Genomic DNA, 26,684 nt, shown 5'->3' with positions numbered 1-26,684 from the left:
TGTGGCGCCATCATGACAACACAGACCAAAAAATCAGCGATGAAACAGATCCCGTCGGCAAATCTGCCGCCGATTGAGCGGCTCCGATTGGTTATGGCGAGCCTGCGTGATCCGGATGGCGGATGTCCCTGGGACATCGAGCAGACATACGAGACGATCGCGCCCTATACGATCGAAGAAGCCTACGAAGTAGCCGACGCGATCACCGAAGGCGATATGCCGCATCTTGAGGAAGAGCTCGGCGATCTGCTGCTTCAGGTCATGTACTACACACAAATCGGACAAGAATCCGGGCATTTCGATTTCGACAGCGTTGCCCACGGCATTACCGAAAAGATGATCCGTCGGCACCCGCATGTTTTCGGCTCGGACAATGTAACGGACACTGAAACCCAGACCAGGAACTGGGAGGCTCAGAAGGCCGAGGAGCGGGCGCGCAAGGCAGCTGAAAACGACGTCAGGGAAAGCGCCCTCGACGGAGTGTCCTCAGCCTTCCCCGCCCTGATGCGTGCCGTTAAATTACAGAAGCGTGCCGGCCGCGTCGGCTTCGATTGGCCAGAGGTGGATCAGGTCTTCGACAAGCTGGAAGAAGAAGTCGCGGAAATCCAGGCCGAGTTGAAGGACGATCCGAAAGAACGCGATCCCGACCGGATAGAGGATGAGATCGGCGATCTGCTGTTTGTTTGCGTCAACCTCGCCCGCAAGCTTGATGTCGATCCGGAGAGCGCGCTCCGACGCTGCAACCGGAAATTCGAGACCCGGTTCCGCGCCGTGGAGACGATGCTTCAGGATGAAACCGGACGCTCCATGGAGAAGTCAGAGCTGGATGAACTTGAAGCGCTCTGGCAACGCGCGAAACAATTCGACAAGACCTGACCAGCATCAAGTGACGGCGGACGAACCCTTGAAAGCCGACGACATCGCTGAAGCGATTTTCCAGGCCGCAACGCGCCCGGCAAACGTGAATATTAATCGCATTGAGATGATGGCGGCTTGCCAAGCCTTCTCGCCATTCAATATTGTGCGGAAGTAAGCGCGGCGACGGGTTCGCGCATTGAGGAGATCCGCTATGGCGGTAAGCATTTTCATCGACGGTGAAGCCGGGACCACGGGCCTGCAGATCCGCGAACGGCTGACAGGACGGGACGACGTCTCCCTGATCAGCCTCGGCGCGGAAGAACGCAAGGACACCGAAGCCCGTCGCCGCGCGCTGAATGAAGCGGATCTCTCCATCCTCTGCCTGCCGGACGCGGCAGCGCTTGAGGCCGTATCCCTGATTGAGAACCCGGATGCCAAGGTGATTGACGCCTCTACCGCTCACAGGGTGGATAATGACTGGGTCTACGGTTTTCCTGAACTCAGCGCCGGCCAGGAAGAGGCAGTGCGCCATGCACGCTTTGTCAGCAATCCCGGCTGTTATCCGACCGGCGCCATCGGTCTGATCCGGCCGTTGGTGGAGAATGCTCTATTACCGGCGGACTATCCGGTCACGGTCAATGCCATCTCCGGTTATTCCGGCGGCGGCAAAGCACTGATCCAGTCCATGGAAGACACTGCAGCCGCGGATCACCTCTCCGCGAACGTGTTCGCCTACGGTCTCAACCTGCAGCACAAGCACCTGCCGGAGATGCAGCAATATTCCATGCTTGAGCATGCTCCGGTCTTTCAGCCCAGTGTCGGACGGTATTACAAGGGCATGGCGGTCTATGTCCCCTTGCATCTCTGGGCCCTCAAGGGCGGCGTCGGCGCGGCGCGTATTCACGAATGCCTCAGCGATCACTATAGCGGCCATCTCTTCACCGAAGTGGCCCCTCTGGAAGAGTCCGCCTCTCTTCCGCGCCTCGACCCGGAAGAGCAGAACGATACCAACACGATCCGTTTCTACGTTTTCGCGAACGAAAAGAACGGACAATGCGTGTTGGCGGCGACGCTCGACAATCTGGGTAAGGGCGCATCAGGCGCGGCGGTTCAGAACATGAACCTGATGCTGGGTCTGGAAGAAGGCCTCGGGCTCTCGTACAAGCGCGCGGCCTGAGCCGCGTCACCGGTTACGGCCAGAGCTTTTCCCTGAGTTCGTCCCAGGATGCTTCGTCCGGGGCCATCAGCAGGCCGCCGTCGAGCTGATCCGGATAGTAGGGACGCTTGTTGAAGCGGGCGTGAAAACCGCCCGCTTCCTGATGAAGCAGTGAGCCCGCAACGTGATCCCAAGGCATGTTCTTCGGGTACATGGCGAAATGGGCCTCACCGGTCAGCAGGCTCAGGTATTCATGACCGGCACAACCGAAGCGAAAATGTTCGCCTACTTCAGTTTTCGCCCGTTCCTTCATTTCTTCCTTCAAAGGTGTCGGCAGAAATCGGAAATTCAGGGCGCCACGCATCTCAACGCTGGCAGCCGGGGCAAGAACCGAAAGACGCTCCTCCCGCCCGTCATAGCCACACATCCAGGCTCCCTCACCCCGCACGGCAAAGGCACAGCGCTCTCCAAGAGGATCAAGAATGAAGCCCATGACAGGCTGACGTTTTCGCACGAGCCCGACCATGACGCAGAATTTATGATTGCCCTTGGTGAAGTTCCGCGTCCCATCTACAGGATCGATAATCCAGGCTGGAGCGTCCGCCGTGAGATTATCGAGAACCGAGACATCGGCCGATACGGCTTCCTCACCGACCACGCTCGAGCCTGGCAGTAGATCCCGAAGTAACGGCGTCATGCGCCGCTCGGATTCAATATCGGCTATGGTGACCAGATCGTCAGGTCCGGTCTTTTCCTGAATTTCTCCGCTTCCAAGAGACCGAAAGCGGGGAAGGATAACGGCATCGGCCGTTTCACGCATGATGCTGATGACAGCGGCGGGATCTGGAAAACTGATCATACGATCCTTTGATATTGCGCATCGGATGATGCGGGGCGGGTCTACAGAATTACCCGGAAAAACCTCTTCCTTAAAGTGAGTTTACGCACTTTAGAGCATATCCGGTTTAGACATTGAATCTCGCATCAAAACGTTCCGCGTCCACTGGGGCCAGACGCACCTTCACCTCGATATCTGTTTCCCGGTCTTCCCGCTCGATGACACGGCCATGCTGGTACAGCCAAGCAAGTGCCGCCCCATCTGTAACATCGAGCTCAAAGGTCCGGGTGATGTCACCCGCGCCGATCATCTCATCAAGCTGGACGAGAACGTTTTCGCAGCCGGCTCCGGTCAGCGCGGAAACCGCGATCCGTCGGCTTTTTCCAGCAGAAAGGTCGAGACTGCCCGGATCTTCCATCAGGTCGATCTTGTTCAGAACCTCTATCGTCTGGTCTTCGAGTTTCTGCTCTTCAAGCCCCAGATCCCGCAAGACGGACAAAACATCATCCCGCTGAGCATCACTGTCAGGGTGAGAGAAATCTCGGACATGCAGGAGAATATCCGCCTCGCGGACTTCCTCAAGCGTGGCCCGGAAAGCAGCTACCAAATGAGTTGGCAGGTCTGAAATGAAACCGACCGTATCGGAAAGGATCACCGTTCGTCCCGATGGCAGCTCCACCCGTCGCATGGTCGGGTCCAGAGTGGCGAAAAGCAGATCCTTCGCAAACACCTCTGATTCGGTCAGCCGATTGAAAAGTGTCGATTTTCCGGCGTTGGTATAGCCGACCAGCGCGACAATCGGGTACGGCACCTTACGCCGGGACTCACGATGCAGTTCGCGCGTTCGCTTCACGTCCTCCAGCTCATTCCGTATCCGGGAAATGCGCTCTAGGATCAGGCGTCTGTCGATTTCCAGCTGACTTTCGCCTGGCCCGCCAACGAAACCAAAGCCACCGCGCTGGCGCTCAAGGTGCGTCCAGGACCGGACCAGCCGACTGCGCTGGAAGGTCAGAGCCGCCAGCTCAACCTGGAGACGGCCTTCATGGGTTCGGGCCCTAGCGCCAAAGATCTCAAGGATCAGAGCCGTGCGGTCGATGACCTTGCATTCCAGCTCTTTTTCGAGATTACGCTGCTGCACCGGAGAGAGCGAGGCATCGACAATGACGACATCAACCTCAAGCCCCTTGACCGTTCCGGCCAGCCGCTCCACGGCCCCGCCGCCCAGATAGGTCGCTGGCCGGACTTTAGACAGCGAAATGGTCTCGGCGTGCACCACGTCGAGCTCAATAGCGGCAGTCAGCCCGACAGCTTCCGCGAGACGCCCCTCCGGGTCTCGCATTGCTGCGGGCTCACCCGCTCTTTGTTTTTCGAAAGGATGGACAACGAGGGCCAAACCGCTGCCTGCGTGCGGCGCGCTACCCATGCGCGCCCCGGTCTTTCAGGATCAAGAGCCCTCTTCTTCCCGCGTCGGTTCAAACAATTGAACCGGCTGAGACGGCATTATTGTCGAGATCGCGTGCTTATAGACCAACTGCGAATGAGCATCCCGGCGCAACAGCAGTGAGAAATTGTCAAACCAGGTGACAATGCCCTGCAGCTTCACGCCGTTGATGAGAAAAATCGTAACCGCGGTCTTGTTCTTCCGGATCGCGTTAAGGAACACTTCCTGAACGTTCTGATTCTTTTCGTTGGCCATTGCACGGACCTTTTGTTCGTTGCGTTTCAGCGCATGCCTTAAAAGCTTGGCACCGCCCTCATCTCGCAAATGCGAAATGAGCATCCCCTTTATATAACTATTTCTTCGTGTGACTCAATCGGTCAGCGTCCGCCGTATTTCGTGACAATCCGTAAAATGGAATGCAGGAGGCCATTTTATCAAATCAGCCTCGGAAATCGGATCGTCTCCGACAAGGACGGGAATGCACCCGCTGACCAGTCCGCACTGCAGATCCACGAGAGAATCGCCGACGAACCATACCCTGTCTCCGGGCTCATGCCCCGATTCCTCAAGCACGAGATCGACGGGATCGCGAGCCGGTTTGTCTTGAGCCGCATCGGTGGCGCCAACGATGCGATGAAAATATTCTGCCCAGCCAAGGCTTTCCGCCTCCGCCCGGAGAAAGTCCCCGTTTTTGTTGCTCACCACGCCGAGCACGATTGAGCGGTCACGAAGTTCCATGAGCAACTCTTCCGCACCGGGCAACGCGCGCAATCCATCAAGGTGACGTTCCTCGAAGGTGGCATAGAAAACGTCGCGGGCTCTTTCCCAATCGGGACCGAAAATCTCCGGAAAGCTCTCTCGCATCGAGCGCTTGGCTCGCGCGCGCATTTCCGCCTCGGTCCAGTTCGTCAATTCGAACGCAGACAGCGCGGCATTCATGGCCACGGTCACACCCGGCCAGTTATCGACGAGCGTGCTGTCCCAGTCGAACAGGATCGCGCTTGGATTCAACATTCCGGTCATTCCATGGGCTCAGAAGAAATCCAGCCTGACGGCAAACAGCTTCTCGACCTTCTTCACAACTTCGTAGGTGGCGAAAAGAATCACCCGATCCTTGGCCTGAATCACCGTATCGCCGCGCGGTACCAGCACCTTGTCCCCGCGATAGATTGCTCCGATGATTACACCTGACGGCAGCTTCGCCTCGCGCAACGGATGGCCGACGAGCGACGATGTTTCGAGAGCTTCGGCTTCAATAACCTCGCCGAAATCGGCGCGCAGCGAATAGACACCGCGAATTCTGCCGCGGCGGACATGCTGCAGGATCGTCGAGACGGTGATGGCACGCGGGTTCACCACGGCATCAACACCAAGTGTGGAAATCAACGAGGCATAGGTGCCCTTGTTGATCAGGGCCACAGTCCGGTCCGCCCCCGCTCTCTTAGCCAGAAGCGAGCCGATAATGTTCACTTCATCATCGTTGGAGACGGCGACGAAGGTTTCGGTCTTGGAGACGTTTGCTTCCTCAAGGACCTCCGTATCCAGCGCATCCCCGTTCAGCACCATGGTGTGATCAAGCGTCTGGGCGACGAGCTTGGCCCGCTCCCGGTCGTATTCGATGACCTTGACGCTGACGCCTGAATGCTTGGATTCGATCTCTTCGGCGAGCATTAGGCCGATATTGCCGCCGCCGGCGATAATGACGCTCCGGCCCTCTTCCTCTTCATGACCGAAGGCTGCCATGGCGCGGGACAGATGATCGACATCGCAGACGAAATAGACATCATCGCCTGGCAGCATGTGATCGTCTGGTTTCGGCACGATGCCCCGGTCATCCCGGATAATGCCGACAACAACAATACTGAGATCGGAAAACAGGCTGGTGAGCTGGCGCAGCGGCGTGTTGACGATCGGGCATTCCTCGTCACACCGCACGCCGACGACCCTGACCATCCCGTCGGCCATCGGCAGCACATCGAACGCTCCGGGGACCTGAAGACGCCGTCCGATTGCCTTTGCCACTTCGCGCTCCGGCGAAATGATGTGATCGATCGGCATGTTCTCACGGCTGAAGAGATCCGCCCAGATCGGCTGCAGATAATCCTGCTGCCGTATCCGCGCGATCCGTGACGGCACGTTGAAGAGCGAGTGCGCAATCTGACAGGCCACCATATTGACCTCGTCGGAATAGGTGACCGCGATCAGCATGTCAGCGTCCCGGGTCCCCGCGCCCTCAAGGATGGACGGCAGAGATGCCAGCCCATGCACACCGCGCACGTCGAGTGTTTCCGTGATCTTGCGGACCAGGGCCGCATCCTGGTCGATGACCGTCACGTCGTTGTTCTCGCCCGCAAGGTGCTGAGCGATGCTGGTACCGACTTGACCGGCCCCGCAGATGACGACTTTCATGCCGTGATCCCGTCCTGAAGAGGATGATTACGCAGAGCGTTCGGCGCTGACGCCGAGCGACTTCAATTTACGGTGCAGGGCAGATCGCTCCATACCGATGAAATTGGCCGTCCGGGAGATATTCCCCCCGAACCGGTTGACCTGAGCCAGCAGATATTCGCGCTCGAACATTTCACGGGCCTCCCGCAACGGCATTCCCATTATTTCGACCCCTTTGTCGAAATTGAGGCTGATCGGCGCGGAAGATCCGATTTCCGGCGGCAACATATCAGCCTTCACAGGCTCATTCGCCGCGCCCGGTGCCATGATGAGCAACCAGTCGATCACATTGCGAAGCTGACGCACATTCCCCGGCCAATCGTAGGATTGCAGCGCTGCGACGGCGTCTTCGCCCAGAACCCTGTGCGACATGCCCGAGCTACGCGCCGAGCGTTCGATAAAGTGATGACAGAGCAGCGGAATATCTTCGCGACGTTCGGCCAGGGCCGGAACAGTAATCGGCACCACGTTCAGCCGGTAATAAAGATCCTCGCGGAAACGGCCTGTCGAAATCTCCTGTTGAAGATCCCTGTTGGTCGATGCGATGACCCGCACATCAACGGATATCTCCCGTTCCCCGCCGACCCGCCGGAACCTTTGCTCCTGCAGAACCCGGACAATCTTGCCCTGGGTTTCCTTCGGCATGTCCGCCACTTCGTCGAGGAACAGCGTGCCTTTGTGGGCCTGCTCCAGCATACCCACGGTGCGGCCTGCATCGTCCAGATCGACCTCCCGGCGCTCCGCACCGAAAAGCTCGATCTCAAGCCGCTCCGGGCTCAGCGTCGCGCAGTTCAGGACTGTGAACGGACCATTCGCACGGCCCGAATTCGTATGGATCATGCGGGCGACGACTTCCTTGCCGACCCCTGCCGGGCCGGTGATCAGCACCCGACTGTTCGTCGGCGCCACTTTCTCCACAGCCTGCGCTACCTGTGCCACTCCCGCGGAATTGCCGATCAGCCTGTCATCCGTGTCCGAGCGGGCTCGGAGCTCGGCGTTCTCACGCCGGAGCTGCACCGCCTCCAGAGCCCTGCCGACCTGCAGCAACAAACGCTCGGTCTCGAACGGTTTTTCGATGAAATCGTAGGCGCCGATCTTGATCGCGGAAACCGCGGTCTCGATTGTTCCATGGCCACTGATCATGATCACCGGGACATCCGGATGTCCTGCACTCAACCGCTCCAGGATCCGGAGACCGTCGAGCGTGCTGTTTTCCAGCCAGATATCGAGAATGACGAGATCGGGACGTCGCGTATCGACGGCTTCCAGAGCCTCGTCGCTATTTCGCGCCTGCCGCGTTTCGTAGCCTTCATCCTCAAGGATGCCGGCGAGCAGAGACCGGATATCGGCCTCATCATCTACGATGAGAATATCATCCGCCATGATGTCTCAGCCCAGGGTCATTTTTGTGCGAGTCCGATGTAGCCGCATCCAGAGGTACCTCGACGTTCGACCCGAAGATCAGACGGACCCTCGTCCCTCCGCCTTCGCGATCCATCAGCGAAATCGAGCCTCTATGATCTTCCATGATTCTCTTCACAATTGCCAGACCAAGCCCTGTGCCTTTTTCCCGGGTGGTAACATAAGGCTCCGTCAAACGATCACGGTCAGCCTCGGGAAGCCCCCTGCCTGTATCCTCGACATCGATAACAATTCTTCGATCCGCCCGGGTAATTGAAATCGAGATCCGATGTCCAGAGGCACGTTTTCCGTTCGTCTCAACCGGACTGATGGCATCGATGGCGTCAATCGCGTTCTGCAGCAAGTTCGTCACAACCTGTCTGATCTGCCGTTGATCGCATTCGAGCTCAACCGCTTCCTGATCCCCTTCGAAATCAAAGTCGATGCCGGACTGTGCCGATCTCTGAAGAACCACCTGCTCTCGAATCAGCTGGATCAGGTTTTCCTTCCGCATCACCGGTGCCGGCATCCTCGCGAAGGCCGAGAATTCATCAACCATGCGCCCGATATCGCCGACTTGTCGAACGATCGTGCTGGTACACTCAACAAAAGTCTCAGGGTCGTCGGCTATCTGATTCAAATATTTACGTTTAAGGCGTTCAGCCGAAAGCTGAATCGGTGTCAGCGGGTTCTTGATTTCGTGTGCAATCCGGCGCGCGACATCCGCCCAGGCTGCCATCCTTTGCGCCGACAGAAGTGCCGAAATATCGTCGAAAGTGAGAACGTAGCCCGAGACTCGGCCGTCCGCGATCTCGGCCTTGATCCGAGCTAAAAGTGTGATCTTGCCGCTTTCCCTGTTTAGCTCGATCTGCTTTTCCGATTGCCGATAGGGATTGTGCCGCGCCTGTTCCAGCAGCTCGGTCATCTCAGGGATCTGCTCCGACAGCATCCGGCCAACGAGGGACTCGATCGTCACCCCCAGCAGGCTCGCAGCCGATTTATTCGGCAAGTTGATCCGCGCATCCGCATCGAGACCAATCACACCGGCCGAGACCCCACCCAATACAGCCTCGGTAAACCGTCGGCGCGCATCGACCTGTCTGTTCGCGCTCATCAGCTCGCTGCGCTGCATTTCAAGCTGCCGCGTCATGCGATTAAATGCCCTGGCAAGGAGTCCCATTTCGTCAGCTTCGACCGGCCCGGAGACCCTGGCCGTGAGATCGCCCGAGCTGATTCGCTCTGCAGCACCGATCAGGTCACTGATAGGCTGCACCAGCCAGGTCGCGAGATTGAGGCCGATCCAGACAGCTGCCAGCAGCAGCAACAGCGCCACCATGGCGAAGATCATGATGAAGGAGACCTGGATATCCAGCCGGCGCCCCTCCAGTTCGGTAAACTGGTCGACCGCCTCCTTCGTGCGCTCGATATAGCTTAGGATCTCCGAGTCCACGAAGCGGCCGACAAACAGATAGGCGTCGACGAACCGGTCGAGTCGGACAAAAGCACGAATCCGATCATCCGCATCAGTGGTCAGGACAACGACGTCGCCGAGCCTCGCCTTGGACATCGCTTCCTCGGGAAGAGGTTCATAATCGAAGGAAAGCGCAAGGTTGGTGCGGGCCAAAATCCTTCCGGTGCTGTCAAAAGCGACGGCTTCCGTCAGATTGCGAAGGGCGGCCTGTGCCCGCAGAACCTGGGAGAACCGCGCCGAATTATTCACCAGAAACGGCGCTTCCCGGTTGATATCGTTCGCCATCGCCAGAACATCGCCGCGGATTACCTGACGGTGCTCTTCCAGGTAACGCTCTGCAACGGCGACCGAGCCTGTGACGGCCGTCGACACCCGCTCACTGAACCAGGAGCGGATACCGAAGTCGAACATCACGAGTGAGAACACAGAGACCAGTATCGTCGGGGCCACCGTCAGCACCGAGAACATGGTCACAAGACGGACATGCAGCCGCGAGCCTGCCAGGCCCTTCCGCCGCTCGACCCAGAGACGGGCCAGCCGGTATGCAACCAGCACCCCGAGCAAAAGAAGCAGGGAAAAGTCCGCGTAAAGAATACCCAGCACCACGTCCGGGTCCGGTCCGGCCGGCCCCGCGCGGGTAAAGGCCGCATAGGTTCCGAGCCCGGCCACGATGGCGAGCGCAGCCAGAACATAAGCTGCCTTGCGCTCGAACCCGACGCGCTGAGCCCAGATACGGAACCGTCGCGTATAGCTTCCGAGGCGGTTTTCAGAACGTGGCAGGGCCACGTCAGAAGAATGGGCGTCTGTACCTGCTTCCGCCGGCATGTCTCACCTATAAAGGACAGATCGCGAAACTACTTTTAGCCTAACCGGCCCAGGTACGCACGCTTCTGATCCACGCGCTCTATCGTGCGCCACGGACGACGGGTATCCCGAGATCCCGGATCTTCTTGCGCAGAGTATTGCGGTTAAGACCGAGCATGGATGCGGCTTTCAGCTGATTTCCCTTGGTCGCATCAAGGGACAGCATGATCAGCGGACGTTCGATCTCCCGCAGAATACGGTCGTGCAACCCAGCCGGCGGCAAATTGTCGCCGTGAGCCGCGAAATAAGCCCGCAAGTGCCGTTCGACCGCATCGGACAGATTTTCGCTCTTGTCGGAGGCTTCCTCGTCCGCACCGGCCGGATTATCGAGCAATTCCTCATCGATCGTCGCGGCGCCGATCACCTCCTCTGAGTAGAGGGCAACCAGGCGCTTCACCAGATTTTCCAGCTCGCGGATATTTCCCGGCCAGTTATAGGCCGTCAGGCGCTGCATGCCGGCGCCGTCGATACTCTTCTCCGGCAGGCCCTCTCGCTGCGCCAATGCCAGGAAGTGCCGGACCAGATCCGGGATATCCTCCTTGCGCTCACGCAGCGGCGGCAGGCGGATGGGAACGACGTTCAGGCGGTAGAACAGATCTTCGCGGAACATGCCCTGACGGATCAACTGCCTCAGGTCGCGGTGCGTTGCGGCCACGATACGAACATCCGCCTGAATGGCCGAACGTCCGCCAACAGTGGTGTATTCACCTTCCTGCAGAACACGTAATAGCCGGGTCTGCGCTTCGATCGGCATGTCCCCGATTTCATCGAGGAACAGGGTCCCGCCCCTTGCCTGTTCGAAGCGTCCACTGGATCTGGCCGTTGCGCCGGTAAAGGCGCCTTTCTCGTGCCCGAACAGCTCGCTTTCAATCAATTCCCGCGGGATCGCAGCCATATTCACCGCAACGAACGGACCGTCCCGGCGCTTGCCGTAATCATGCAACGCCCGGGCGACCAATTCCTTACCGGTACCGGACTCACCGGCGATCATCACCGTGAGGTCCGTTGCCATCAGGCGCGCCAGCACCCGATAGATTTCCTGCATCGCCGGGGAACGCCCGATCAGCGGTAATTCCTCTTCGGAAATCTCTGCCTGCGCAGGAACACGGCCCTCTGAGCGCGCCATCAACGCCTTGCGCACGACCTGCACCAGTTCTGCCAGATCGAAAGGCTTCGGCAGATACTCAAACGCCCCGCGCTCACTCGCCTTGACTGCGGTCAGCAGAGTATTCTGGGCGCTCATGACGATCACGCGCAAATCCGGGCGGACCTTGCGGATACGGGTCAGAAGGTCGAGGCCGTTCTCGTCCGGCATCACAACATCGGTGATCACCAGATCCCCTTCCCCGCGCTCCACCCATTGCCACAGGGTCGCCGCGTTACCCGTCGAGCGCACATCCATGCCGATTCGGGTCAGGGCTTGAGTCAAAACGGTACGGATCGCCTGATCATCGTCAGCGATCAGGATCGAAGCATTGTCCATTGTCATGCCCGTATGTAGGCCTGTGAAATATCGGCGATGGGAAGAGAAAGCCTGAATTCGGTGCGCCTCGGCACTGAATCGACCTCAATCACGCCGCCATGATCCGCGACCGCCTTGGCCACGAAGGCGAGTCCTAGTCCGGAACCGTTGCGTTTGGATGTCACGAAAGGATCGAAGATCGTCGCCTTCATATCCTCGGGAATCCCCGGGCCATTGTCCCGGATCGTTACCTGAAGCGGCAGGTTCACCCGCTGCGAAGAGCCCGGCACGGAGATCCGCATACCGTGACGATATGACGTGGACATATGAATTTCGCCATCCCCATCCATCTCGCCAAGAGCTTCCGACGCATTCTTCAGCAAATTGAGGAATATCTGAACGAGGAGATCCCGGTTGCCCAGCACAGGCGGCAACGACGGATCATACCGCTCATGGTACTTAATGCGGCTGCCAAAGCCGGATTCCGCGATGCGTTGGCAGTGATCCAGCACTTCATGAATGTTCACCGGGCTGCGCTCGATCGGACGGTCGTCCGAGAACACTTCCATCCGATCGACCAGACTGCAGATCCGATCCGTCTCGTCGCAAATCAGCTTGGTCAGGGGCAGATCGGCTTCAACGGCATTCTGCTCGAGCAATTGCGCGGCGCCCTTGATGCCGGAGAGCGGGTTTTTCACTTCATGGGCCAGCATTGCCGCCATAGCTGTCACGGAACGGGCCGCGCCCTTGAAATTGAATTGCCGGTAGAGCTGATTGGCGATGGAGCGCATCTGCAAGGAAACGATCACGGCTCCGGGGCGGTCCGTTACCGGGGAGACCTGCACGCTGACAATGTGCGAGCCGATGCGCGGGCCTTCGAGGATCAGGTCGTAGTCGAACAGAACAGAAGACTGCCGCCGGGACTGGCCGATCATGCTGAAGACGGGACTATCGAACGGCAGCAGGTCCGAAAGCTTCGTCCCGTCCAGAACCGACGCGCTTCCTTGCAGGAAATGCTCGGCCGCCATGTTCACATAAACGATGCGATCACTTTCATCGAGACCGATCACCGGTGTCGGGACGGCGTGCAGCACGCCAGTCGGATCGAGCGTTACAGGCGCCGGCTTAGGCGCCGTTTCAACAGTCATACTCATGCCGCCCGCCGATCCTGTTCAGCCCCGGCACAGAAGAAGCGCTGGATCGCATCTTCAACGACGAGGCGGTCCATGGTGTTGTTGACTGTCTTCCGGAATTCGGCAGATCCGGGAATGCCGCTGGCATACCAGCCGATATGCTTGCGGGCCATTCTGAGACCAAGCGCGGCTCCATAGTGCGACAACATGTCCTCGACATGGCGGCGCATGATCTGCCCGCGCTCCGCAACGGAAGGATCCGCCGGAACCGGCCTTCCGGCGATGTGGGCCGCTACCTGAGCCGGAAACCAGGGACGGCCATAGGCGCCGCGTCCGATCATCACCCCATCCGCTCCCGATTGGGCGAGACAGGTATCCACGTCGTCCAGCGCCGCGATATCGCCATTGGCCACAACGGGCAGAGACACGGTGTCCTTAACCTCACGGATAAAGCCCCAGTCCGCGTGCCCGTTATACATCTGGCATCGGGTCCGGCCGTGGACTGTCAAAAGCTGGATGCCGACATCTTCCGCAATCCGGGCAAGACGCGGCGCGTTCCGGTCGCTGTCATCCCACCCCGTCCGCATCTTCAGCGTCACCGGAACCGGCACTGCCTTGACGACCGCCTCCATGATCTGGCCCGCCAACGCCTCGTCCCGCATTAGCGCGGAGCCGGCGAGCTTGTTGACCACTTTCTTGGCAGGACATCCCATATTGATATCGATAATCTCGGCGCCGCGATCGACATTGAATTTCGCCGCTTCCGCCATGATCTCGGGATCCCAGCCGGCGAGCTGCACAGCCAGCGGGCGCTCGGCCTCCATGTCGTCCGGGATCTTGAACATTTCCTCGCGCACATCGCGCAGAACGGCGGCGCTGGCGATCATTTCAGAGACCACCAGACCGCAGCCGAACTCACGCACAAGACGGCGAAACGGGCGATCCGTCACCCCGGACATGGGGGCGAGGAATACCGGGCTATCGAGAGCTGTTTTGCCGATCTCAATGGTCATAAACTATGCACCTGCGCTTCATTGCCCATGAATTAAGCAACTGCACGCAAAATTGTCAAAACGGTATTTTTTGTATGACGATTAAATGACGTTCGATCCGGTTTTAATCTAGCTCAGAATTTCCGCGACGAACTTCACTCCGGGGTAGGCCAGCGTCAGCAGCAGATAGGCCACAAGTACGAGGCGCGACACTGTCCGCCCGCGCATGCCGAACCGGCTGTTCACCAGCCAGAGAACCGTCAAAATGGCGAGAGTTACAAGCGACAGAACGGTCTTGTGGTCAAACTCCAGCACATGACCGGTCAGATAATTCTGTAGCGCGACTCCCGTCGCCAGACCGCAAAGCAGGACAATTACCGCAGCCCCGAGGAGCTGGCTTTGCAGCTTCTCGGAATCGGCAACGGACGGCAGGGCCGGTGCAATCCCGGTCGCACTCCGCTTCAGTTTCAGGGCGCGCTCCTTGATGAAAATCGCCAACCCGGTGATCGCAGCCAGAGTCAGCAGGGCATAGGTAGCCAACGCCACAGCGATGTGAGCGGAAAACCAGGTACCCGGCAGCCCTTCATTCAGCACGATATGCGGAGATGCACCGGCTATTGTCGCGATCAGCGTCAGCAGAAACAGATACGGCATGAGCAGAACGGTCAGCCCGCGCGCTTCTGGCTTGAACCAGCAGAGCGGCAGATAGATCAGCAGGCTGGCGCAAACCGCAAGCCAGAGTGCCATGGCAAGATCCGAACGCCACGCGGTGCCGACCGAGACAACGACGAAAAGCACCGGTCCGGCCGCAGCCACCGAAAGCAGGCACCAGAAGAGGCCGCCCGTACGCTGCGATGAGCGAAGCGCAAACAGACCAACCGGAACCAGGGCCAGCAAGGCCGACATATTCAAGAGCAAAGACATTGGCATGCGGTCACTATATCATGCGCCGCGCTCCGAAGTGCCAGAGCAAATTGAGGTGATTTGTGCCCCGGTCAAAGACCGCTCTCCTGATCGTTGCCGCCGGACGCGGAACCCGTCTCGGCAGCGAAACTCCCAAGCAATATCTGAAGGTCGGCGGAGTCTCCGTCCTGCGCCATGCAGTGCTGCGTTTCCGCGCGCATCCGGAGATCGGGACCATCCGCGTCGTCATTGATCCGGATCACCGAGACCTCTACGAACAGGCCGTCGCCGGGATCGACCTTGCGCCGCCCGTCGAAGGTGGCGCGGAGCGAAGCCAGTCCGTGCTGAACGGTCTCCGTGCATTGCTCGACGAGGCACCGGAAAGAATCCTCATTCACGATGCCGCGCGGCCATTTGTCGACAGTGCGGTGATCGACCGCGTAATTGCAGCCCTGAACAACGCGCCCGGCGCCATTCCCGCCCTGCCCGTGCCAGACACGCTAAAACAGGCCTGCGGGCTCAATACGCCGATTACAGGCACGGTGGACCGTAGCACGCTCTTCCGGGCGCAGACACCGCAAGGGTTTCACTATCGCGCTCTCCTCGACGCCCATGAGGCAGCGGAGTCCCACACCACGGACGATGCCGCGCTGCTTGAGGCAAGCGGTCAGGAAGTGCTGCTGGTTGAAGGCGCCGAATCCCTTTTCAAGATCACCACGGAGGCGGACCTGTTAAGGGCCGAAAGCATGATGGCGTCACACATGGAGCCGCGCGTCGGCACGGGGTTCGACGTACACCGGCTCGGCCCTGGCGAGACCATCACGCTCTGCGGCATCGAGATCGCGCATGACCGCACGCTGATCGGCCATTCCGACGCGGATGTCGGCCTGCACGCAATCACCGACGCGCTGCTTGGTGCGATTGCCGACGGGGATATCGGCAGCCATTTCCCGCCGAGCGACCCGCAATGGAAAGGCGCAGCATCGGACCAGTTCCTCATGCATGCCCGCGATCTCGTCCTGCACAAGGGCGGACGCATTACCCATATCGACGTCACCCTGATCTGTGAGCAGCCCAAGATCGGCCCGCACCGCCCTGCCATGCGCCAGCGGATTGCGGAAATCATGGCGCTGCCGGAAAGCCGGATCAGCGTCAAGGCCACCACATCTGAGAAACTCGGCTTCACCGGGCGCGGAGAAGGCATCGCGGCGCAGGCCGCCGCAACGGTGCTGCTGCCCGCGGAGATCGACCAATGACCGGGCCGCTTCCGCTATTTCATCCGGTGCGGCTTGCCGCGACCTTCTTCTGGAGCGGGCATGCGCCTTTCGCGCCGGGTACCTGGGGCTCCCTCGCCGCGCTGCCTTTCGCCTGGCTGTTTCTCTGGCTCGGCGGATGGAAACTTCTGCTGGCTGCCAGTGTGGTCGTAACCCTCATCGGCTTCTGGTCAGCCGGCCGCTATGCGGACTCGCTCGGCCGCAAGGACCCCGGTTCCGTCGTGATCGACGAGGTTGCCGGACAGTGGATCGCGCTGCTACCTGCCACCCTCGACCCGGTCAGCTTCGCCATCGGATTCGCAGCCTTTCGAATACTCGACATCACGAAGCCGTTCCCGGCCGGTTGGGCCGATAAAAACCTTACTGGCGCACCCGGCATCATGCTCGACGACCTGTGTGCCGGTGTTTATGCGGCACTGGTCGTACTAGCCGCCCAGCACCTCCTCCTGTCAGGGGCCTGAAGATGGACAATTTCGATGAAGCGACGCGCACTCTGGCAACTTCGGTTCTGGAGCACTGCCGGGCTCTCGGCTGGAAAGCGGCCACAGCGGAAAGCTGCACCGGCGGACTGATCGCCGGAGCGCTCACCGAAATCGCCGGCTCGTCTGATGTCGTAGACCGGGGCTTCGTCACCTATTCGAACGAAGCAAAAATGCAGATGCTCGGCGTTCCCTCTGAAACTCTCGCGGCGCATGGGGCCGTTTCGGAACAGACCGCGCGCGCCATGGCATTGGGGGCGCTTGCCAATTCGGAAGCAACAGTGACCGTCGCCGTCACCGGCGTCGCCGGCCCCGGCGGCGGATCAACCGAAAAACCGGTCGGCCTCGTGCATTTCGCCGCTGCTACACCCGATGGCGTTATTGCCGAGCACCGGATCTTCGCGGGCGACAGAGGCGCCGTCCGGCATCAGACAGTTCTACATGCCCTCGAGATGATGCTTTCCCGCGCGGAAGAGGCCCATTAGGCCAGCACCGATAGAAACGCCTCGATATCGGCATCCAGATCTTCCGGAGCTTCAAGGCCGACGCTGAAGCGCAGGAACAGATCCTCTCCGGCAACCTGCCCGACACTGCGGCTGTGTCCGATGGACATCGGCGCAACCAGGCTGCGTGTGCCGCCCCAGGACGCGCCGATGGCAAAGGTCTTCAATGCGCCGAGCGCGTCATCCAGCTTTGCCGAGGCACCGTCCGCCAGGATCACGGTGAACACACCTGCAGCACCGGTGAAATCCCGCAGCCAGAGAGCATGCCCCGGGTTGCTCTCAAGCGGAGGCCAGAGGATATCGGCCACGGCTGAATGGCTTTGAAGACGTTCGATGAGCCGCTTCGCACCTTCTGCCGCATGATTAAAGCGCAGCGCCATGGTCTCCATGCCGCGCAGCACCAGAGCCGCATCGTCCGGCGAGACACCGATGCCTATGCGGCCCATATAGGCCCGCACATCCAATGCAACCTCATCGCTTGCAAAGGACATCGACCCCATCAGCAGATCCGAATGGCCCGACGCATATTTCGTCAGCGCTTCGGTCACGATATCCACGCCGAGAGCAATCGGCTTGCATCCCAAGGACGTTGCCCAAGTGTTATCGCATCCGACAAGCGCCCCGGCCTTGTGAGCAATCCCGGCAATCGCCGGAAGATCCTGGACTTCCAGCGTGGTTGAGCCCGGCGACTCGCACCAGACGAGTTTGGTTTCCGGCCGAATGCGCCCTGCCAGATCGTCAAGCGAGGTCGGATTAAAATATTCTGGCTCGATCCCACAGCGTTTCATATCCACGTCAGCAAGAGAGCGCATGGCGGGATAAGAGGTGTCCGCGATCAGCACATGATCACCCGCCGAAAGCAGGGCCATGGCCGCAACCGCGTTCGCAGCCTGTCCCGACGGCACCAGAAGGGTTCTCGCCGCCCCGGCGAGCCCGTTCAGCTTCGCCTCAAGCTGCCGCGTTGTCGGAGTGCCATAGAGCCCGTAGGAATACCCATCCGGCCCGCGCTCGCCGCGCGCCGCATAATCCGCCGCATCCTTGAAAACGATTGTCGATGCACGGTGAACCGCCGGTGCCAGTGATTGGTAACCCGCTTCATTGACCTCAGGGGTCACAACGCATCGTGTCTGATCTTTCATCGGAAGCTCCATCTGCCGTTACGCCGGACGGTAGACAGGTTTTATTTATCAGAAAAATACATATTTCAGGCCAGTTGATATATTTTAGTTATGTAATGCTGAAAAACCCTCTGAATTTAAGGCAGGTGGAAATTTTCCACGCTGTCATGGTCAACGGAACAACCCAGCGCGCCGCCGAGGTACTGCATATCTCGCAGCCGGGCATCAGCAAGGCGCTCCAGGAGCTGGAACGGCAGCTTGGTTTCGCGCTATTTCACCGGACCCGGCGCCGTCTTGTACCGACAGCGGAAGCCCATTTCTATTTCCGTGAGGTTGAGGAGTCCTTCGCCGCCCTGTCCCGCCTGCGAAGCGCCGCCGCCCGCATCCGCGATTTCGGCTCCGGCGAAATCCGCATCGCGACTCTGTCAGCCCTCAGCACCAACATCGTCCCCCGCGCCCTGGTCCGGTTCCGCAATCTACACCCGGACGTGTCGATCACGTTGCAAACGCACATGTCCTCGACCGTGAAGGAACTCGTGGCCGCAGGTCAGTTCGATTTGGGGCTGGCAGCGGACGAGATCGACGTTTCGGGTGTTGAAGCACAGACTCTCTCCACGTTTCGCGGAGCCATCGCCCTGCCTGACGGCCATCCCCTGTGCCGCAAGCCCCACTTGGAGCCGCAAGACCTGAACGATCAGGACTTCATCGCATTGTCGCCGGAGGATACGACGCGTCAGGATCTGGAGCGGGTGCTGGACAGCGCCGGAAGCCGAGTCAGGACCGTGCTCGAGACGCCTTTTGCCAATACCATCTGCGCCATGGTTCAGGCCGGCATGGGGATCGGCTTCATCAACCCGATCTGCGCCGAGCCGTTTCTGGGCAAAGGCATTGTCCTGCGCCCATTCGAGCCATCACTGGAATTCCGCACGCTGCTTGTCCAGCCGCCTGCCGTACCGCCATCTAAAATCGTTCGGGACTGTATCGACGCCTTCAGGGAAGAAACCCGCGCCACCATTGAAAACAATACGCTTTACGAGAATTCCTGAGCTTATGAGCGAACATTCATAACGGAATCGGAACAATAAACCAAAATATCAGTTAAACAACTTCAATTTTAGTTTAATTATATTTTTCAGCGAATTGTAGGCCTGCCCTCACTTAGAGCCATACAGCTCATGAGCCCGGGCCTCAAACGCCCCCACCATCCGACGAACCGCTTCATTGAAGAACACCTCGATGATCTTCTGCAGCATTTTCGAGCGGAACTCGAAATCCACATAGAAGTCGATCAGGCAGCCTTCGGGATGCGGCTCGAAGACCCAGTGGTTGTTGAGATACTTGAACGGACCGTCGGTATATTCGACATCGATCCGGTTGCGGTCGGGACTGAGGGTCACCGTCGAGGTGAAACGCTCGCGGATCAGCTTGTAGCCGATCACCAGATCCGCGACGATCCGGCTGCCGTCGCGCTTGCGTATCCGCGCACCAACGCACCACGGAAGAAATTCCGGGTAACGCTGAATGTCGGCGATTAGGTCAAACAGTTGCTCCGGGGTAAAAGGAACAACCCGCTGTTCTGCATGGGTAGGCATCGATGGGCTTATATCACGTCATTTGGACGCGGATACTGCCATTTCAGCAAGATCTGTCAGCGACAAATCGGCACGCACCCTCCCCTGGTCGCCGATAAGGCGCCGGTCACGTTCCGCACGCATCCGGGCGAAATCCTCGTCCGCATGATAAGAGGAACGCGTGAGCGGAGATGACGCCACCATCAGAAAACCCTTGCCGTAGGCCGTTTTCTTGTAGGCCTCAAACTCGTCCGGTGTGGCGAAACGGTCGACCACCGCGTGTTTCGGGGTCGGCTGCAGATACTGGCCGAGGGTGATGAAATCGACATCGGCGGAGCGCATGTCATCCATCACCTGATACATCTCTTCCTTGCTCTCCCCGAGACCAACCATCAGGCCGGACTTGGTGAAGATCGTCGGGTCGAGCTCTTTCGCCCGGTCGAGGATCTTGAGGGAATGGAAATAACGGGCACCTGGACGGATCGAGGGATAGAGCCTCGGCACGGTTTCCAGATTGTGATTGAATACGTCCGGGCGGGCATCGACGACGATCTCCAGAGCGCCATCCTTGCGCATGAAGTCCGGGGTCAGCACCTCGATGGTGGTCTCCGGCGACATCAGGCGGATCTTGCGGATCACCTGGGCGAAATGCCCTGCCCCTCCGTCGTCCAGATCGTCCCGGTCGACCGAGGTGATGACCACATGGCGCAGGCCCAGCTTAGCAACGGCTTCAGCCACCTCATCCGGCTCATGCGGGTCAAGCTTGTCCGGCCGCCCCGTGGCGACGTTGCAGAAGGCGCAAGCGCGGGTGCAGACCGAACCGAGGATCATCATCGTCGCGTGCTTCTTGGACCAGCACTCGCCGATATTCGGGCAGGCCGCTTCCTCGCACACGGTGACCAGCTTGTGGTCACGCATGAGCTGCCGGGTCTCGAGATAGACCTTCGAGGTCGGCGCCTTGACCCTGATCCAGGACGGCTTCCGCTTCACCTCGTTATCGGGGCGGTGCGCTTTTTCCGGATGGCGTGCGGCGCCGATACGGGCCGCGTTGACATGGCTTGCGCTCATTGCAGCTCTCTTTCCCGCGACCAGAGGACCTGCTCGATCGTGACGCGGTCGAAATAATCGCCCCCGGAGATCACGTCTTCCGCAGTCTCGATGACCGCATCCGCCTTCTTACGGTGCTTGCCGCCGTCCGGACCGTCCAGTGGGAAGTTCACCTTGATGACCAGCTCCTGAGAGATGTCACCCTCGGATTCCGCGCTACTCCGCACCAGGATAGCCGTCACGCCTTCCAGTGCCTTGATCCGTTTGAGGTCCAGATCCATTAGGTCATACCCGCATTGTGCAAGGCCGCTAAACGGCCGCAATCAAACTAGAAGTGGACCGCACGCCCATAAGCGTCAAGGACCGACTCGTGCATCATCTCGCTCAGGGTCGGATGCGGGAACACCGTGTGCATCAGATCCACTTCCGTGGTCTCCAGCGTTTTGGCAACGCTGTAGCCCTGGATCAACTCGGTCACCTCGGCGCCGATCATATGCGCTCCGAGCAATTCCCCGGTCTTGGCATCGAACACGGTTTTCACCATGCCTTCCGGCTCGCCAAGAGCAATCGCCTTGCCATTGCCAATGAACGGGAAACGGCCGACCTTCAGTTCATACCCGGCCTCTTTAGCCGCCGCCTCGGTCAGACCGACGCTGGCGACCTGCGGCTGGCAATAGGTGCAGCCCGGAATACGTTTCACGTCGAGCGGATGCACATCCTTCAGACCGGCGATCTTCTCAATGCAGATAACGCCTTCGTGGCTCGCCTTGTGGGCCAGCCAGGGCGCTCCGGCAATATCGCCGATGGCATAGACGCCCGGCTCGCCGGTACGGCACCACTCGTCGATCACAACATGGGTCCGGTCGACTTTCACCTTGGTGCCTTCCAGCCCGAGATCCTCGACATTGCCGACGATACCGACAGCGGAAATCACCCGGTCGAAGGTTTGCTCGGTCGACTTGCCGCCCTTCTCGATGGTCGCCACGACTTCCTTGGCGCCGCGCTTGAGGCCCTTAACCGTGGCCCCGGTCATGATCTTCATGCCCTTCTTCTCGAAGGCCTTGTGAGCCAGGCCTGAGATCTCGGCATCCTCGACCGGAAGCACCCGATCCATCACCTCTACCACTGTAACGTCGGATCCGAGACTATTGAAGAAGCTGGCAAATTCAATTCCGATAGCGCCCGACCCGATGACCAGAAGTCGCTTCGGCATGGTGTCCGCGACCAGCGCGTGCTTGTAGTTCCAGACCAGCTTTCCGTCCGCTTCGAGGCCCGGCAGATCGCGGGCGCGGGCACCGGTGGCAAGGATGATGTGCTTGGCGGAAAGGCTCTGCTTCTTGCCCTTCTCGTCGATCTCCACCTTGCCGGAGCCGGCGAGCTTGGCGGCCGCCATGAAGACCGTGACCTTGTTCTTCTTGAGCAGATGGCCGACGCCCTGATTGAGCTGCTTGGCGACACCGCGAGAGCGCTGAACCACCTTGTCGAGGTCGAAGCCGATATTCCCGGCACTGAGGCCGAAGCTCTCGGCATGCTTCATGTGATCGAAGATTTCGGCGGAGCGAAGTAGCGCCTTTGTCGGAATGCAGCCCCAGTTAAGGCAGATACCGCCAAGATGTTCGCGCTCGACCAGCGCTGTCTTCATGCCGAGCTGGGCTGCGCGGATCGCGGAAACGTACCCGCCCGGGCCGCCGCCGATGACAAGGATATCGAACTGGGTATCAGCCATAACTTCCTCCGGATCGAAGCCGCCGCCTCTTGGGCCTGCACGGCTCCGGATATTGGAAACGCCTGGAACGGAACGAGCGGCTATCCGCCGCCCGAGTCCTCAGAGCAGCATGGTCAGCGGATCTTCGATCAGCTTCTTGAAGGCAGCCAGGAACTCGGCCCCGACCGCACCGTCAACAACCCGGTGGTCGACCGAGAGGGTACAGCTCATGACCGTGGCAACAGCCAGCGCGCCGTCCTTCACAACCGGGCGCTGTTCGCCGGCACCGATGGCCAGGATCGCGCCTTGTGGCGGGTTGATCACGGCACAGAAATCCTTGATCCCGAACATGCCGAGATTGGAAATCGAGAAGGTGCCGCCCTGGTATTCCTCGGGCATCAGCTTGCCGTCGCGGGCACGGGACGCGAGGTCCTTCATTTCCCGGGCAATGTCGAGTGCGCCCTTGTTCTGCGCATCACGGATAACCGGGGTAATCAGACCGCCCTCGATAGCGACCGCAACCGAGATATCGACGGACTTGAAGATCCGGATCGCCTCGTCGGTCCAGCTGGCATTGGCCGCCGGTACTTTCTTGAGAGCTTGCGCGGATGCCTTGATGACAAGGTCGTTTACCGAGACCTTCTCCCCGTCGAGCTTGGCGTTGAGTTCCTTGCGCACGTTCAACAGGGCGTCGATCTCGCAATCGACGGTCAGATAGAAGTGCGGGGCGAACTGCTTGGACTCGGTCAGACGCTTGGCAATGACCTTGCGCATGGTGGTGTTCGGAATTTCGTCGAAGGCCGGCAGCCCCGGAACGTCCGGGCTCGGCGCGGCGCCGAGAGAGGGCGCCGGAGCCTGTGCAGCCGCAGCCGGTGCAGGGGCAGCGGCCGGAGCAGCCTTCCCGGTACCGCCAGCAATGGCGTCCTCGATATCGTGCTTCACAATCCGGCCGTTCGGGCCGGAGCCCGTGATCTGACCAAGATCAAGACCGGCCTGCTCCGCCATACGGCGGGCCAGCGGGCTGGCGAACACGCGGTCTCCGGACGAAGCGGCCGGGGCCGGAGCAGGTTTGGGCGCTGGAGCTGTGGGCGTAGGAGCCGCGGCGGCCGGAGCGGGAGCCGGTTCCGCCTTGGCTTCCGCTTTCGGAGCGGGGCCGCCACTGCCGGCGACGGCATCCATGTCGACGCTGCCGGCGTCTTCGCCTTCTTCAAGGATCACGGCAATCGGAGCGTTAACCGCGACGTTGTCGGTACCGGCGGCAACGATGATCTTGCCGAGCACGCCTTCGTCGACCGCTTCGACTTCCATGGTTGCCTTGTCGGTTTCGATCTCGGCGATCACATCACCGGCGGAAATCTTGTCGCCCACGGCCACCAGCCAGGTGGCGAGCTTGCCCTCGGTCATGGTCGGTGACAGGGCTGGCATCAGAACGGATATAGCCATTGTCTCTCTCCCTTAACCGCGATAGCAGACGGACTTTGCCGCCTCGATGATGTTATCCACCTGCGGCAGAGCCATTGCTTCCAGATTGGCCGCGTACGGCATCGGCACATCCTGACCCGCGACACGCGCAACCGGCGCGTCGAGATGGTCGAAGGCCTGCTCCATCACCAGCGCAGCGATCTCGGAGCCGATACCGCAAGCCGCCCAGCCTTCCTCGCAGGTAACGAGACGGTTGGTCTTCTGTACCGATGCGACAATCGTCGCGGTATCGAGCGGGCGAATGGTGCGCAGATCGACGACCTCGGCACTGATGCCCTGCTCCGCCAGTTTCTCAGCCGCCTGCAGCGCCTTGCCGACCATGATGGAAAAGGCCGTGATGGTCACGTCCGTGCCTTCGCGCACGACCTTGGCCTTGCCGATCGGCACGGTGAAGTCCTCGCTCACAGGCACGTCGAAGGACTGGCCGTAGAGCACCTCGTTTTCGAGGAAGATCACCGGGTTCGGATCGCGGATGGCGGATTTCAGCAACCCCTTGGCGTCAGCCGCCGAATATGGGGAGACCACCTTCAGACCCGGGCAATGCGCGTACCAGCTGGCATAGCACTGGGAGTGCTGCGCGCCGACCCGGGCTGCGGCACCGTTCGGGCCGCGGAACACCATGTGACAGCCCATCTGGCCGCCGGACATGTACCGTGTCTTTGCCGCTGAATTGATGATGTGGTCGATCGCCTGCATGGCGAAGTTGAACGTCATGAACTCGACGACCGGCTTCAAACCGCCGAAGGCCGCACCGACGGCGAGACCGGCAAAGCCGTGCTCGGTGATCGGCGTGTCGATCACCCGCTTGTCGCCGAACTCCTGCAGCAGGCCCTGGGTTACCTTGTAGGCACCCTGATATTCCGCGACCTCTTCGCCCATGACGAAAACGGCCTCATCGGTGCGCATTTCCTCGGCCATGGCATCGCGCAAGGCCTCCCGGATGGTCTGGGTCTTGACCTCGTCGAAATACTTGTCCTCATCGCTTGCCGGCACAACGGCGGCCGGTGCAGCCGGTGCAGCAGCGGCGGGAGCAGGCTGGGCAGCCGGTGCCTCTGCGGCGGCGGGAGCAGGCTGGGCAGCCGGTGCCTCTGCGGCGGCTGGAGCCGGCGCGGCCGGTGCAGTGTCGACGGCGCTTGCGTCCTCGCCCTCTTCCAGCAGCACGGCAATCGGCGTATTCACCGCCACGGCATCGGTTCCGGCGGCGATCAGGATCTTGCCGATAACCCCTTCGTCCACGGCTTCCACTTCCATGGTCGCCTTGTCGGTTTCGATCTCGGCAATCACGTCACCGGCGGAAACGCTGTCCCCTTCCTTGACCATCCAGGTGGCAAGCTTGCCTTCGGTCATGGTCGGCGACAGGGCCGGCATCAGGATTTGTACGCTCATTCGTTTTTCCTCCCGCGGCGCCGCGCAGAACCCTGCGCGAGCAGCACGCGCTTACTCAGGCTTCAACCAGGATGTCCGTGAAGAGTTCCGAAGGATCCGGCTCCGGGCTGGACTGGGCAAAATCGGCGGCGTCGGTGACGATCGCCTTGATCTCGCGGTCGATGCCTTTCAGCTCGTCTTCCTCGACTCCGATTTCCAGCAGCGTCGCCCGCAGCTGATCGATCGGGTCATGCTCCTGACGCATCTTGTTGACCTCGTCCTTGGTCCGGTATTTCGCCGGATCGGACATGGAGTGACCGCGATAGCGGTAGGTCTTCATTTCCAAGATGTACGGGCCCTTGCCGGCGCGGCAGTGCTTGACCGCCTTCTCGGCCGCTTCCTGCACGGCGACGACATCCATGCCGTCCACTTCCGCGCCCGGAATGCCGTAAGCCGCGCCGCGCTGGTAGAGCGACACACCGGCTGCCGCCCGGGTCACCGCGGTGCCCATGGCGTACTTGTTGTTTTCAATGACGAAAATGACCGGCAGCTTCCAGAGCGCAGCCATGTTGAACGTCTCATAGACCTGCCCCTGGTTCAGAGCCCCGTCTCCGAGATAGGTCAGGCTGACTTCGTTCGAGCCGTTATACTTGTTGGCGAAGGCGAGGCCCGCCCCGATCGGAACCTGGGCACCGACGATGCCGTGGCCGCCATAAAAGTCCTTCTCGCGGCTGAACATGTGCATCGAACCGCCCTTGCCCTTGGAGTACCCTCCAATCCGGCCGGTAAGCTCGGCCATGACGCCGCGCGCATCCATGCCGCAAGCCAACATGTGACCGTGATCGCGGTAGCTGGTGACAACCTTGTCGCCCTTGCCGATTGCCGACTGCATACCGACGACGACGGCTTCCTGACCGATATAGAGATGGCAGAAGCCGCCAATCAGCCCCATGCCGTACATCTGCCCCGCCTTCTCCTCGAAGCGGCGGATCAACAGCATGTCGCGGTAAAACGGCAGCAGTTCCGCAGCATTGTTCTTGGGTGGCTTGGCAGCTCGGGATTTACGAGTCCGTGTGGGTGTGCTGCGGCCTGCGCCGGCAGCTGACTTCGCTTGAGCCATCTCTCTCCCTTTCGAGCGGAGCAAGGCGTCGGTGAACACTGACACCTCATAAA

General features: G+C 60.1%; 26 protein-coding genes. 7 read left to right on the top strand and 19 right to left on the bottom strand.

The features are described from left to right. The first annotated feature begins 12 nt into the window (after window positions 1–12). The 3 genes from mazG to argC are packed head-to-tail and all read left to right on the top strand — an operon-like array spanning window position 13 to window position 2,035. Entirely contained in the window at window positions 13–876 is an 864-nt protein-coding gene (gene mazG, locus IG629_RS03615) for a nucleoside triphosphate pyrophosphohydrolase (protein WP_226886420.1), read from the top strand. Window positions 877–904: 28 nt separating this feature from the next. Further along, on the top strand, window positions 905–1,033 hold the full coding sequence (locus IG629_RS22845) for a hypothetical protein (protein WP_264299812.1): 129 nt from the start codon (window positions 905–907) through the stop codon (window positions 1,031–1,033). A 36-nt stretch (window positions 1,034–1,069) separates the two neighbouring features. Further along, window positions 1,070–2,035, top strand: a complete 966-nt coding sequence (gene argC / locus IG629_RS03610; protein ID WP_193170626.1) for an N-acetyl-gamma-glutamyl-phosphate reductase — start codon at window positions 1,070–1,072, stop codon at window positions 2,033–2,035. A gap of 13 nt (window positions 2,036–2,048) precedes the next feature. On the opposite strand, the gene IG629_RS03605 is transcribed toward argC, so the two are convergent. The 11 genes from IG629_RS03605 to IG629_RS03555 form a co-directional block, all read right to left on the bottom strand. Next, a complete protein-coding gene (locus IG629_RS03605) occupies window positions 2,049–2,873 on the bottom strand; it encodes an inositol monophosphatase family protein (RefSeq protein WP_193170625.1) in 825 nt (274 codons plus the stop codon). 106 nt (window positions 2,874–2,979) lie between these two features. Then, window positions 2,980–4,191, bottom strand: a complete 1,212-nt coding sequence (gene hflX / locus IG629_RS03600) for a GTPase HflX (protein WP_193170624.1) — start codon at window positions 4,189–4,191, stop codon at window positions 2,980–2,982. 105 nt (window positions 4,192–4,296) lie between these two features. After that, window positions 4,297–4,548, bottom strand: a complete 252-nt coding sequence (gene hfq / locus IG629_RS03595) for an RNA chaperone Hfq (protein WP_193170623.1) — start codon at window positions 4,546–4,548, stop codon at window positions 4,297–4,299. Window positions 4,549–4,662: 114 nt separating this feature from the next. Further along, the gene (locus tag IG629_RS03590) at window positions 4,663–5,307 is read right to left on the bottom strand and encodes an HAD family hydrolase (protein WP_193170622.1); all 645 of its coding nucleotides are present in this window, start codon (window positions 5,305–5,307) and stop codon (window positions 4,663–4,665) included. A gap of 18 nt (window positions 5,308–5,325) precedes the next feature. Then, window positions 5,326–6,702 (bottom strand): Trk system potassium transporter TrkA, encoded by a 1,377-nt coding sequence (gene trkA, locus IG629_RS03585; RefSeq protein WP_193170621.1) that lies wholly within the window; start codon window positions 6,700–6,702, stop codon window positions 5,326–5,328. 27 nt (window positions 6,703–6,729) lie between these two features. Beyond that, a complete protein-coding gene (ntrX, locus tag IG629_RS03580) occupies window positions 6,730–8,124 on the bottom strand; it encodes a nitrogen assimilation response regulator NtrX (protein WP_193170620.1) in 1,395 nt (464 codons plus the stop codon). Further along, window positions 8,114–10,438: a sensor histidine kinase NtrY-like gene (locus tag IG629_RS03575; protein ID WP_193170619.1), complete on the bottom strand. Its 2,325-nt coding sequence runs from the start codon at window positions 10,436–10,438 to the stop codon at window positions 8,114–8,116. Before IG629_RS03575 ends, ntrX begins: the two co-directional genes overlap by 11 nt. A gap of 79 nt (window positions 10,439–10,517) precedes the next feature. Next, entirely contained in the window at window positions 10,518–11,960 is a 1,443-nt protein-coding gene (gene ntrC / locus IG629_RS03570; RefSeq protein ID WP_193170618.1) for a nitrogen regulation protein NR(I), read from the bottom strand. Window positions 11,961–11,962: 2 nt separating this feature from the next. Further along, complete coding sequence (locus IG629_RS03565; protein ID WP_226886419.1) at window positions 11,963–13,093, bottom strand: two-component system sensor histidine kinase NtrB; 1,131 nt, start codon at window positions 13,091–13,093, stop codon at window positions 11,963–11,965. Beyond that, on the bottom strand, window positions 13,090–14,085 hold the full coding sequence (dusB, locus tag IG629_RS03560; protein WP_193170617.1) for a tRNA dihydrouridine synthase DusB: 996 nt from the start codon (window positions 14,083–14,085) through the stop codon (window positions 13,090–13,092). The genes IG629_RS03565 and dusB overlap by 4 nt, the downstream gene beginning before the upstream one ends. A 108-nt stretch (window positions 14,086–14,193) precedes the next feature. Beyond that, window positions 14,194–14,988 carry a cytochrome C assembly family protein gene (locus IG629_RS03555; protein WP_193170616.1) on the bottom strand — a complete coding sequence of 265 codons (795 nt, stop codon included), beginning with the start codon at window positions 14,986–14,988 and terminating at the stop codon, window positions 14,194–14,196. Window positions 14,989–15,050: 62 nt separating this feature from the next. On the opposite strand from IG629_RS03555, the gene IG629_RS03550 reads away from it, so the two are divergent. Genes IG629_RS03550 through IG629_RS03540 form a run of 3 tightly spaced genes read left to right on the top strand, consistent with a single transcriptional unit; the run spans window position 15,051 to window position 17,205 of the window. After that, window positions 15,051–16,223, top strand: coding sequence for a bifunctional 2-C-methyl-D-erythritol 4-phosphate cytidylyltransferase/2-C-methyl-D-erythritol 2,4-cyclodiphosphate synthase (locus IG629_RS03550; protein WP_193170615.1), 1,173 nt, complete (start codon window positions 15,051–15,053; stop codon window positions 16,221–16,223). Continuing rightward, on the top strand, window positions 16,220–16,702 hold the full coding sequence (locus IG629_RS03545; RefSeq protein WP_193170614.1) for a phosphatidylglycerophosphatase A family protein: 483 nt from the start codon (window positions 16,220–16,222) through the stop codon (window positions 16,700–16,702). Before IG629_RS03550 ends, IG629_RS03545 begins: the two co-directional genes overlap by 4 nt. 2 nt (window positions 16,703–16,704) lie before the next feature. Further along, complete coding sequence (locus tag IG629_RS03540) at window positions 16,705–17,205, top strand: CinA family protein (RefSeq protein WP_193170613.1); 501 nt, start codon at window positions 16,705–16,707, stop codon at window positions 17,203–17,205. Here IG629_RS03540 and IG629_RS03535 read toward each other — a convergent pair. Continuing rightward, window positions 17,202–18,362 (bottom strand): trans-sulfuration enzyme family protein, encoded by a 1,161-nt coding sequence (locus IG629_RS03535; protein WP_193170612.1) that lies wholly within the window; start codon window positions 18,360–18,362, stop codon window positions 17,202–17,204. The genes IG629_RS03540 and IG629_RS03535 overlap by 4 nt on opposite strands. A gap of 95 nt (window positions 18,363–18,457) precedes the next feature. On the opposite strand from IG629_RS03535, the gene IG629_RS03530 reads away from it, so the two are divergent. Then, window positions 18,458–19,387, top strand: a complete 930-nt coding sequence (locus tag IG629_RS03530; protein ID WP_193170611.1) for a LysR substrate-binding domain-containing protein — start codon at window positions 18,458–18,460, stop codon at window positions 19,385–19,387. A 108-nt stretch (window positions 19,388–19,495) separates the two neighbouring features. Here the strand turns inward: IG629_RS03530 and IG629_RS03525 are convergent, their stop codons facing one another. The 7 genes from IG629_RS03525 to pdhA form a co-directional block, all read right to left on the bottom strand. After that, a complete protein-coding gene (locus IG629_RS03525) occupies window positions 19,496–19,933 on the bottom strand; it encodes a type II toxin-antitoxin system RatA family toxin (protein ID WP_193170610.1) in 438 nt (145 codons plus the stop codon). Between the two features lie 18 nt (window positions 19,934–19,951). After that, window positions 19,952–20,980 carry a lipoyl synthase gene (gene lipA, locus IG629_RS03520; protein WP_193170609.1) on the bottom strand — a complete coding sequence of 343 codons (1,029 nt, stop codon included), beginning with the start codon at window positions 20,978–20,980 and terminating at the stop codon, window positions 19,952–19,954. Beyond that, the gene (locus tag IG629_RS03515; protein ID WP_193170608.1) at window positions 20,977–21,240 is read right to left on the bottom strand and encodes a hypothetical protein; all 264 of its coding nucleotides are present in this window, start codon (window positions 21,238–21,240) and stop codon (window positions 20,977–20,979) included. Before IG629_RS03515 ends, lipA begins: the two co-directional genes overlap by 4 nt. Before the next feature lie 47 nt (window positions 21,241–21,287). Further along, window positions 21,288–22,685: a dihydrolipoyl dehydrogenase gene (lpdA, locus tag IG629_RS03510; protein ID WP_193170607.1), complete on the bottom strand. Its 1,398-nt coding sequence runs from the start codon at window positions 22,683–22,685 to the stop codon at window positions 21,288–21,290. Window positions 22,686–22,784: 99 nt separating this feature from the next. Beyond that, window positions 22,785–24,107: a pyruvate dehydrogenase complex dihydrolipoamide acetyltransferase gene (locus tag IG629_RS03505; protein WP_193170606.1), complete on the bottom strand. Its 1,323-nt coding sequence runs from the start codon at window positions 24,105–24,107 to the stop codon at window positions 22,785–22,787. A 12-nt stretch (window positions 24,108–24,119) separates the two neighbouring features. After that, a complete protein-coding gene (locus IG629_RS03500; RefSeq protein WP_193170605.1) occupies window positions 24,120–25,532 on the bottom strand; it encodes a pyruvate dehydrogenase complex E1 component subunit beta in 1,413 nt (470 codons plus the stop codon). 55 nt (window positions 25,533–25,587) lie between these two features. Continuing rightward, window positions 25,588–26,631, bottom strand: a complete 1,044-nt coding sequence (pdhA, locus tag IG629_RS03495) for a pyruvate dehydrogenase (acetyl-transferring) E1 component subunit alpha (RefSeq protein ID WP_193170604.1) — start codon at window positions 26,629–26,631, stop codon at window positions 25,588–25,590. Window positions 26,632–26,684: the final 53 nt, after the last annotated feature.

Origin of the sequence: Nisaea nitritireducens, from assembly GCF_014904795.1 — a bacterium.
GTDB classification, from domain to species: Bacteria; Pseudomonadota; Alphaproteobacteria; order Thalassobaculales; family Thalassobaculaceae; genus Nisaea; species Nisaea nitritireducens.
The sequence above is the reverse complement of the archived record's forward strand: the minus strand, read 5'-3'. Positions and strand labels throughout refer to the sequence as shown.

Coding starts and splice junctions, on each gene's coding strand:
- IG629_RS03505 (WP_193170606.1), bottom strand. CDS start 24,107: ATGGCTATATCCGTTCTGATGCCAGCCCTGTCACCGACCATGACCGAG.
- pdhA (WP_193170604.1), bottom strand. CDS start 26,631: ATGGCTCAAGCGAAGTCAGCTGCCGGCGCAGGCCGCAGCACACCCACA.
- IG629_RS03500 (WP_193170605.1), bottom strand. CDS start 25,532: ATGAGCGTACAAATCCTGATGCCGGCCCTGTCGCCGACCATGACCGAA.
- mazG (WP_226886420.1), top strand. CDS start 13: ATGACAACACAGACCAAAAAATCAGCGATGAAACAGATCCCGTCGGCA.
- IG629_RS03530 (WP_193170611.1), top strand. CDS start 18,458: ATGCTGAAAAACCCTCTGAATTTAAGGCAGGTGGAAATTTTCCACGCT.
- dusB (WP_193170617.1), bottom strand. CDS start 14,085: ATGACCATTGAGATCGGCAAAACAGCTCTCGATAGCCCGGTATTCCTC.
- lipA (WP_193170609.1), bottom strand. CDS start 20,980: ATGAGCGCAAGCCATGTCAACGCGGCCCGTATCGGCGCCGCACGCCAT.
- IG629_RS03545 (WP_193170614.1), top strand. CDS start 16,220: ATGACCGGGCCGCTTCCGCTATTTCATCCGGTGCGGCTTGCCGCGACC.
- IG629_RS03575 (WP_193170619.1), bottom strand. CDS start 10,438: ATGCCGGCGGAAGCAGGTACAGACGCCCATTCTTCTGACGTGGCCCTG.
- hfq (WP_193170623.1), bottom strand. CDS start 4,548: ATGGCCAACGAAAAGAATCAGAACGTTCAGGAAGTGTTCCTTAACGCG.
- ntrC (WP_193170618.1), bottom strand. CDS start 11,960: ATGGACAATGCTTCGATCCTGATCGCTGACGATGATCAGGCGATCCGT.
- trkA (WP_193170621.1), bottom strand. CDS start 6,702: ATGAAAGTCGTCATCTGCGGGGCCGGTCAAGTCGGTACCAGCATCGCT.
- ntrX (WP_193170620.1), bottom strand. CDS start 8,124: ATGGCGGATGATATTCTCATCGTAGATGATGAGGCCGATATCCGGTCT.
- IG629_RS03605 (WP_193170625.1), bottom strand. CDS start 2,873: ATGATCAGTTTTCCAGATCCCGCCGCTGTCATCAGCATCATGCGTGAA.
- IG629_RS03540 (WP_193170613.1), top strand. CDS start 16,705: ATGGACAATTTCGATGAAGCGACGCGCACTCTGGCAACTTCGGTTCTG.
- IG629_RS03555 (WP_193170616.1), bottom strand. CDS start 14,988: ATGTCTTTGCTCTTGAATATGTCGGCCTTGCTGGCCCTGGTTCCGGTT.
- lpdA (WP_193170607.1), bottom strand. CDS start 22,685: ATGGCTGATACCCAGTTCGATATCCTTGTCATCGGCGGCGGCCCGGGC.
- IG629_RS03565 (WP_226886419.1), bottom strand. CDS start 13,093: ATGAGTATGACTGTTGAAACGGCGCCTAAGCCGGCGCCTGTAACGCTC.
- argC (WP_193170626.1), top strand. CDS start 1,070: ATGGCGGTAAGCATTTTCATCGACGGTGAAGCCGGGACCACGGGCCTG.
- IG629_RS03525 (WP_193170610.1), bottom strand. CDS start 19,933: ATGCCTACCCATGCAGAACAGCGGGTTGTTCCTTTTACCCCGGAGCAA.
- hflX (WP_193170624.1), bottom strand. CDS start 4,191: ATGCGAGACCCGGAGGGGCGTCTCGCGGAAGCTGTCGGGCTGACTGCC.
- IG629_RS03535 (WP_193170612.1), bottom strand. CDS start 18,362: ATGAAAGATCAGACACGATGCGTTGTGACCCCTGAGGTCAATGAAGCG.
- IG629_RS03515 (WP_193170608.1), bottom strand. CDS start 21,240: ATGGATCTGGACCTCAAACGGATCAAGGCACTGGAAGGCGTGACGGCT.
- IG629_RS03590 (WP_193170622.1), bottom strand. CDS start 5,307: ATGTTGAATCCAAGCGCGATCCTGTTCGACTGGGACAGCACGCTCGTC.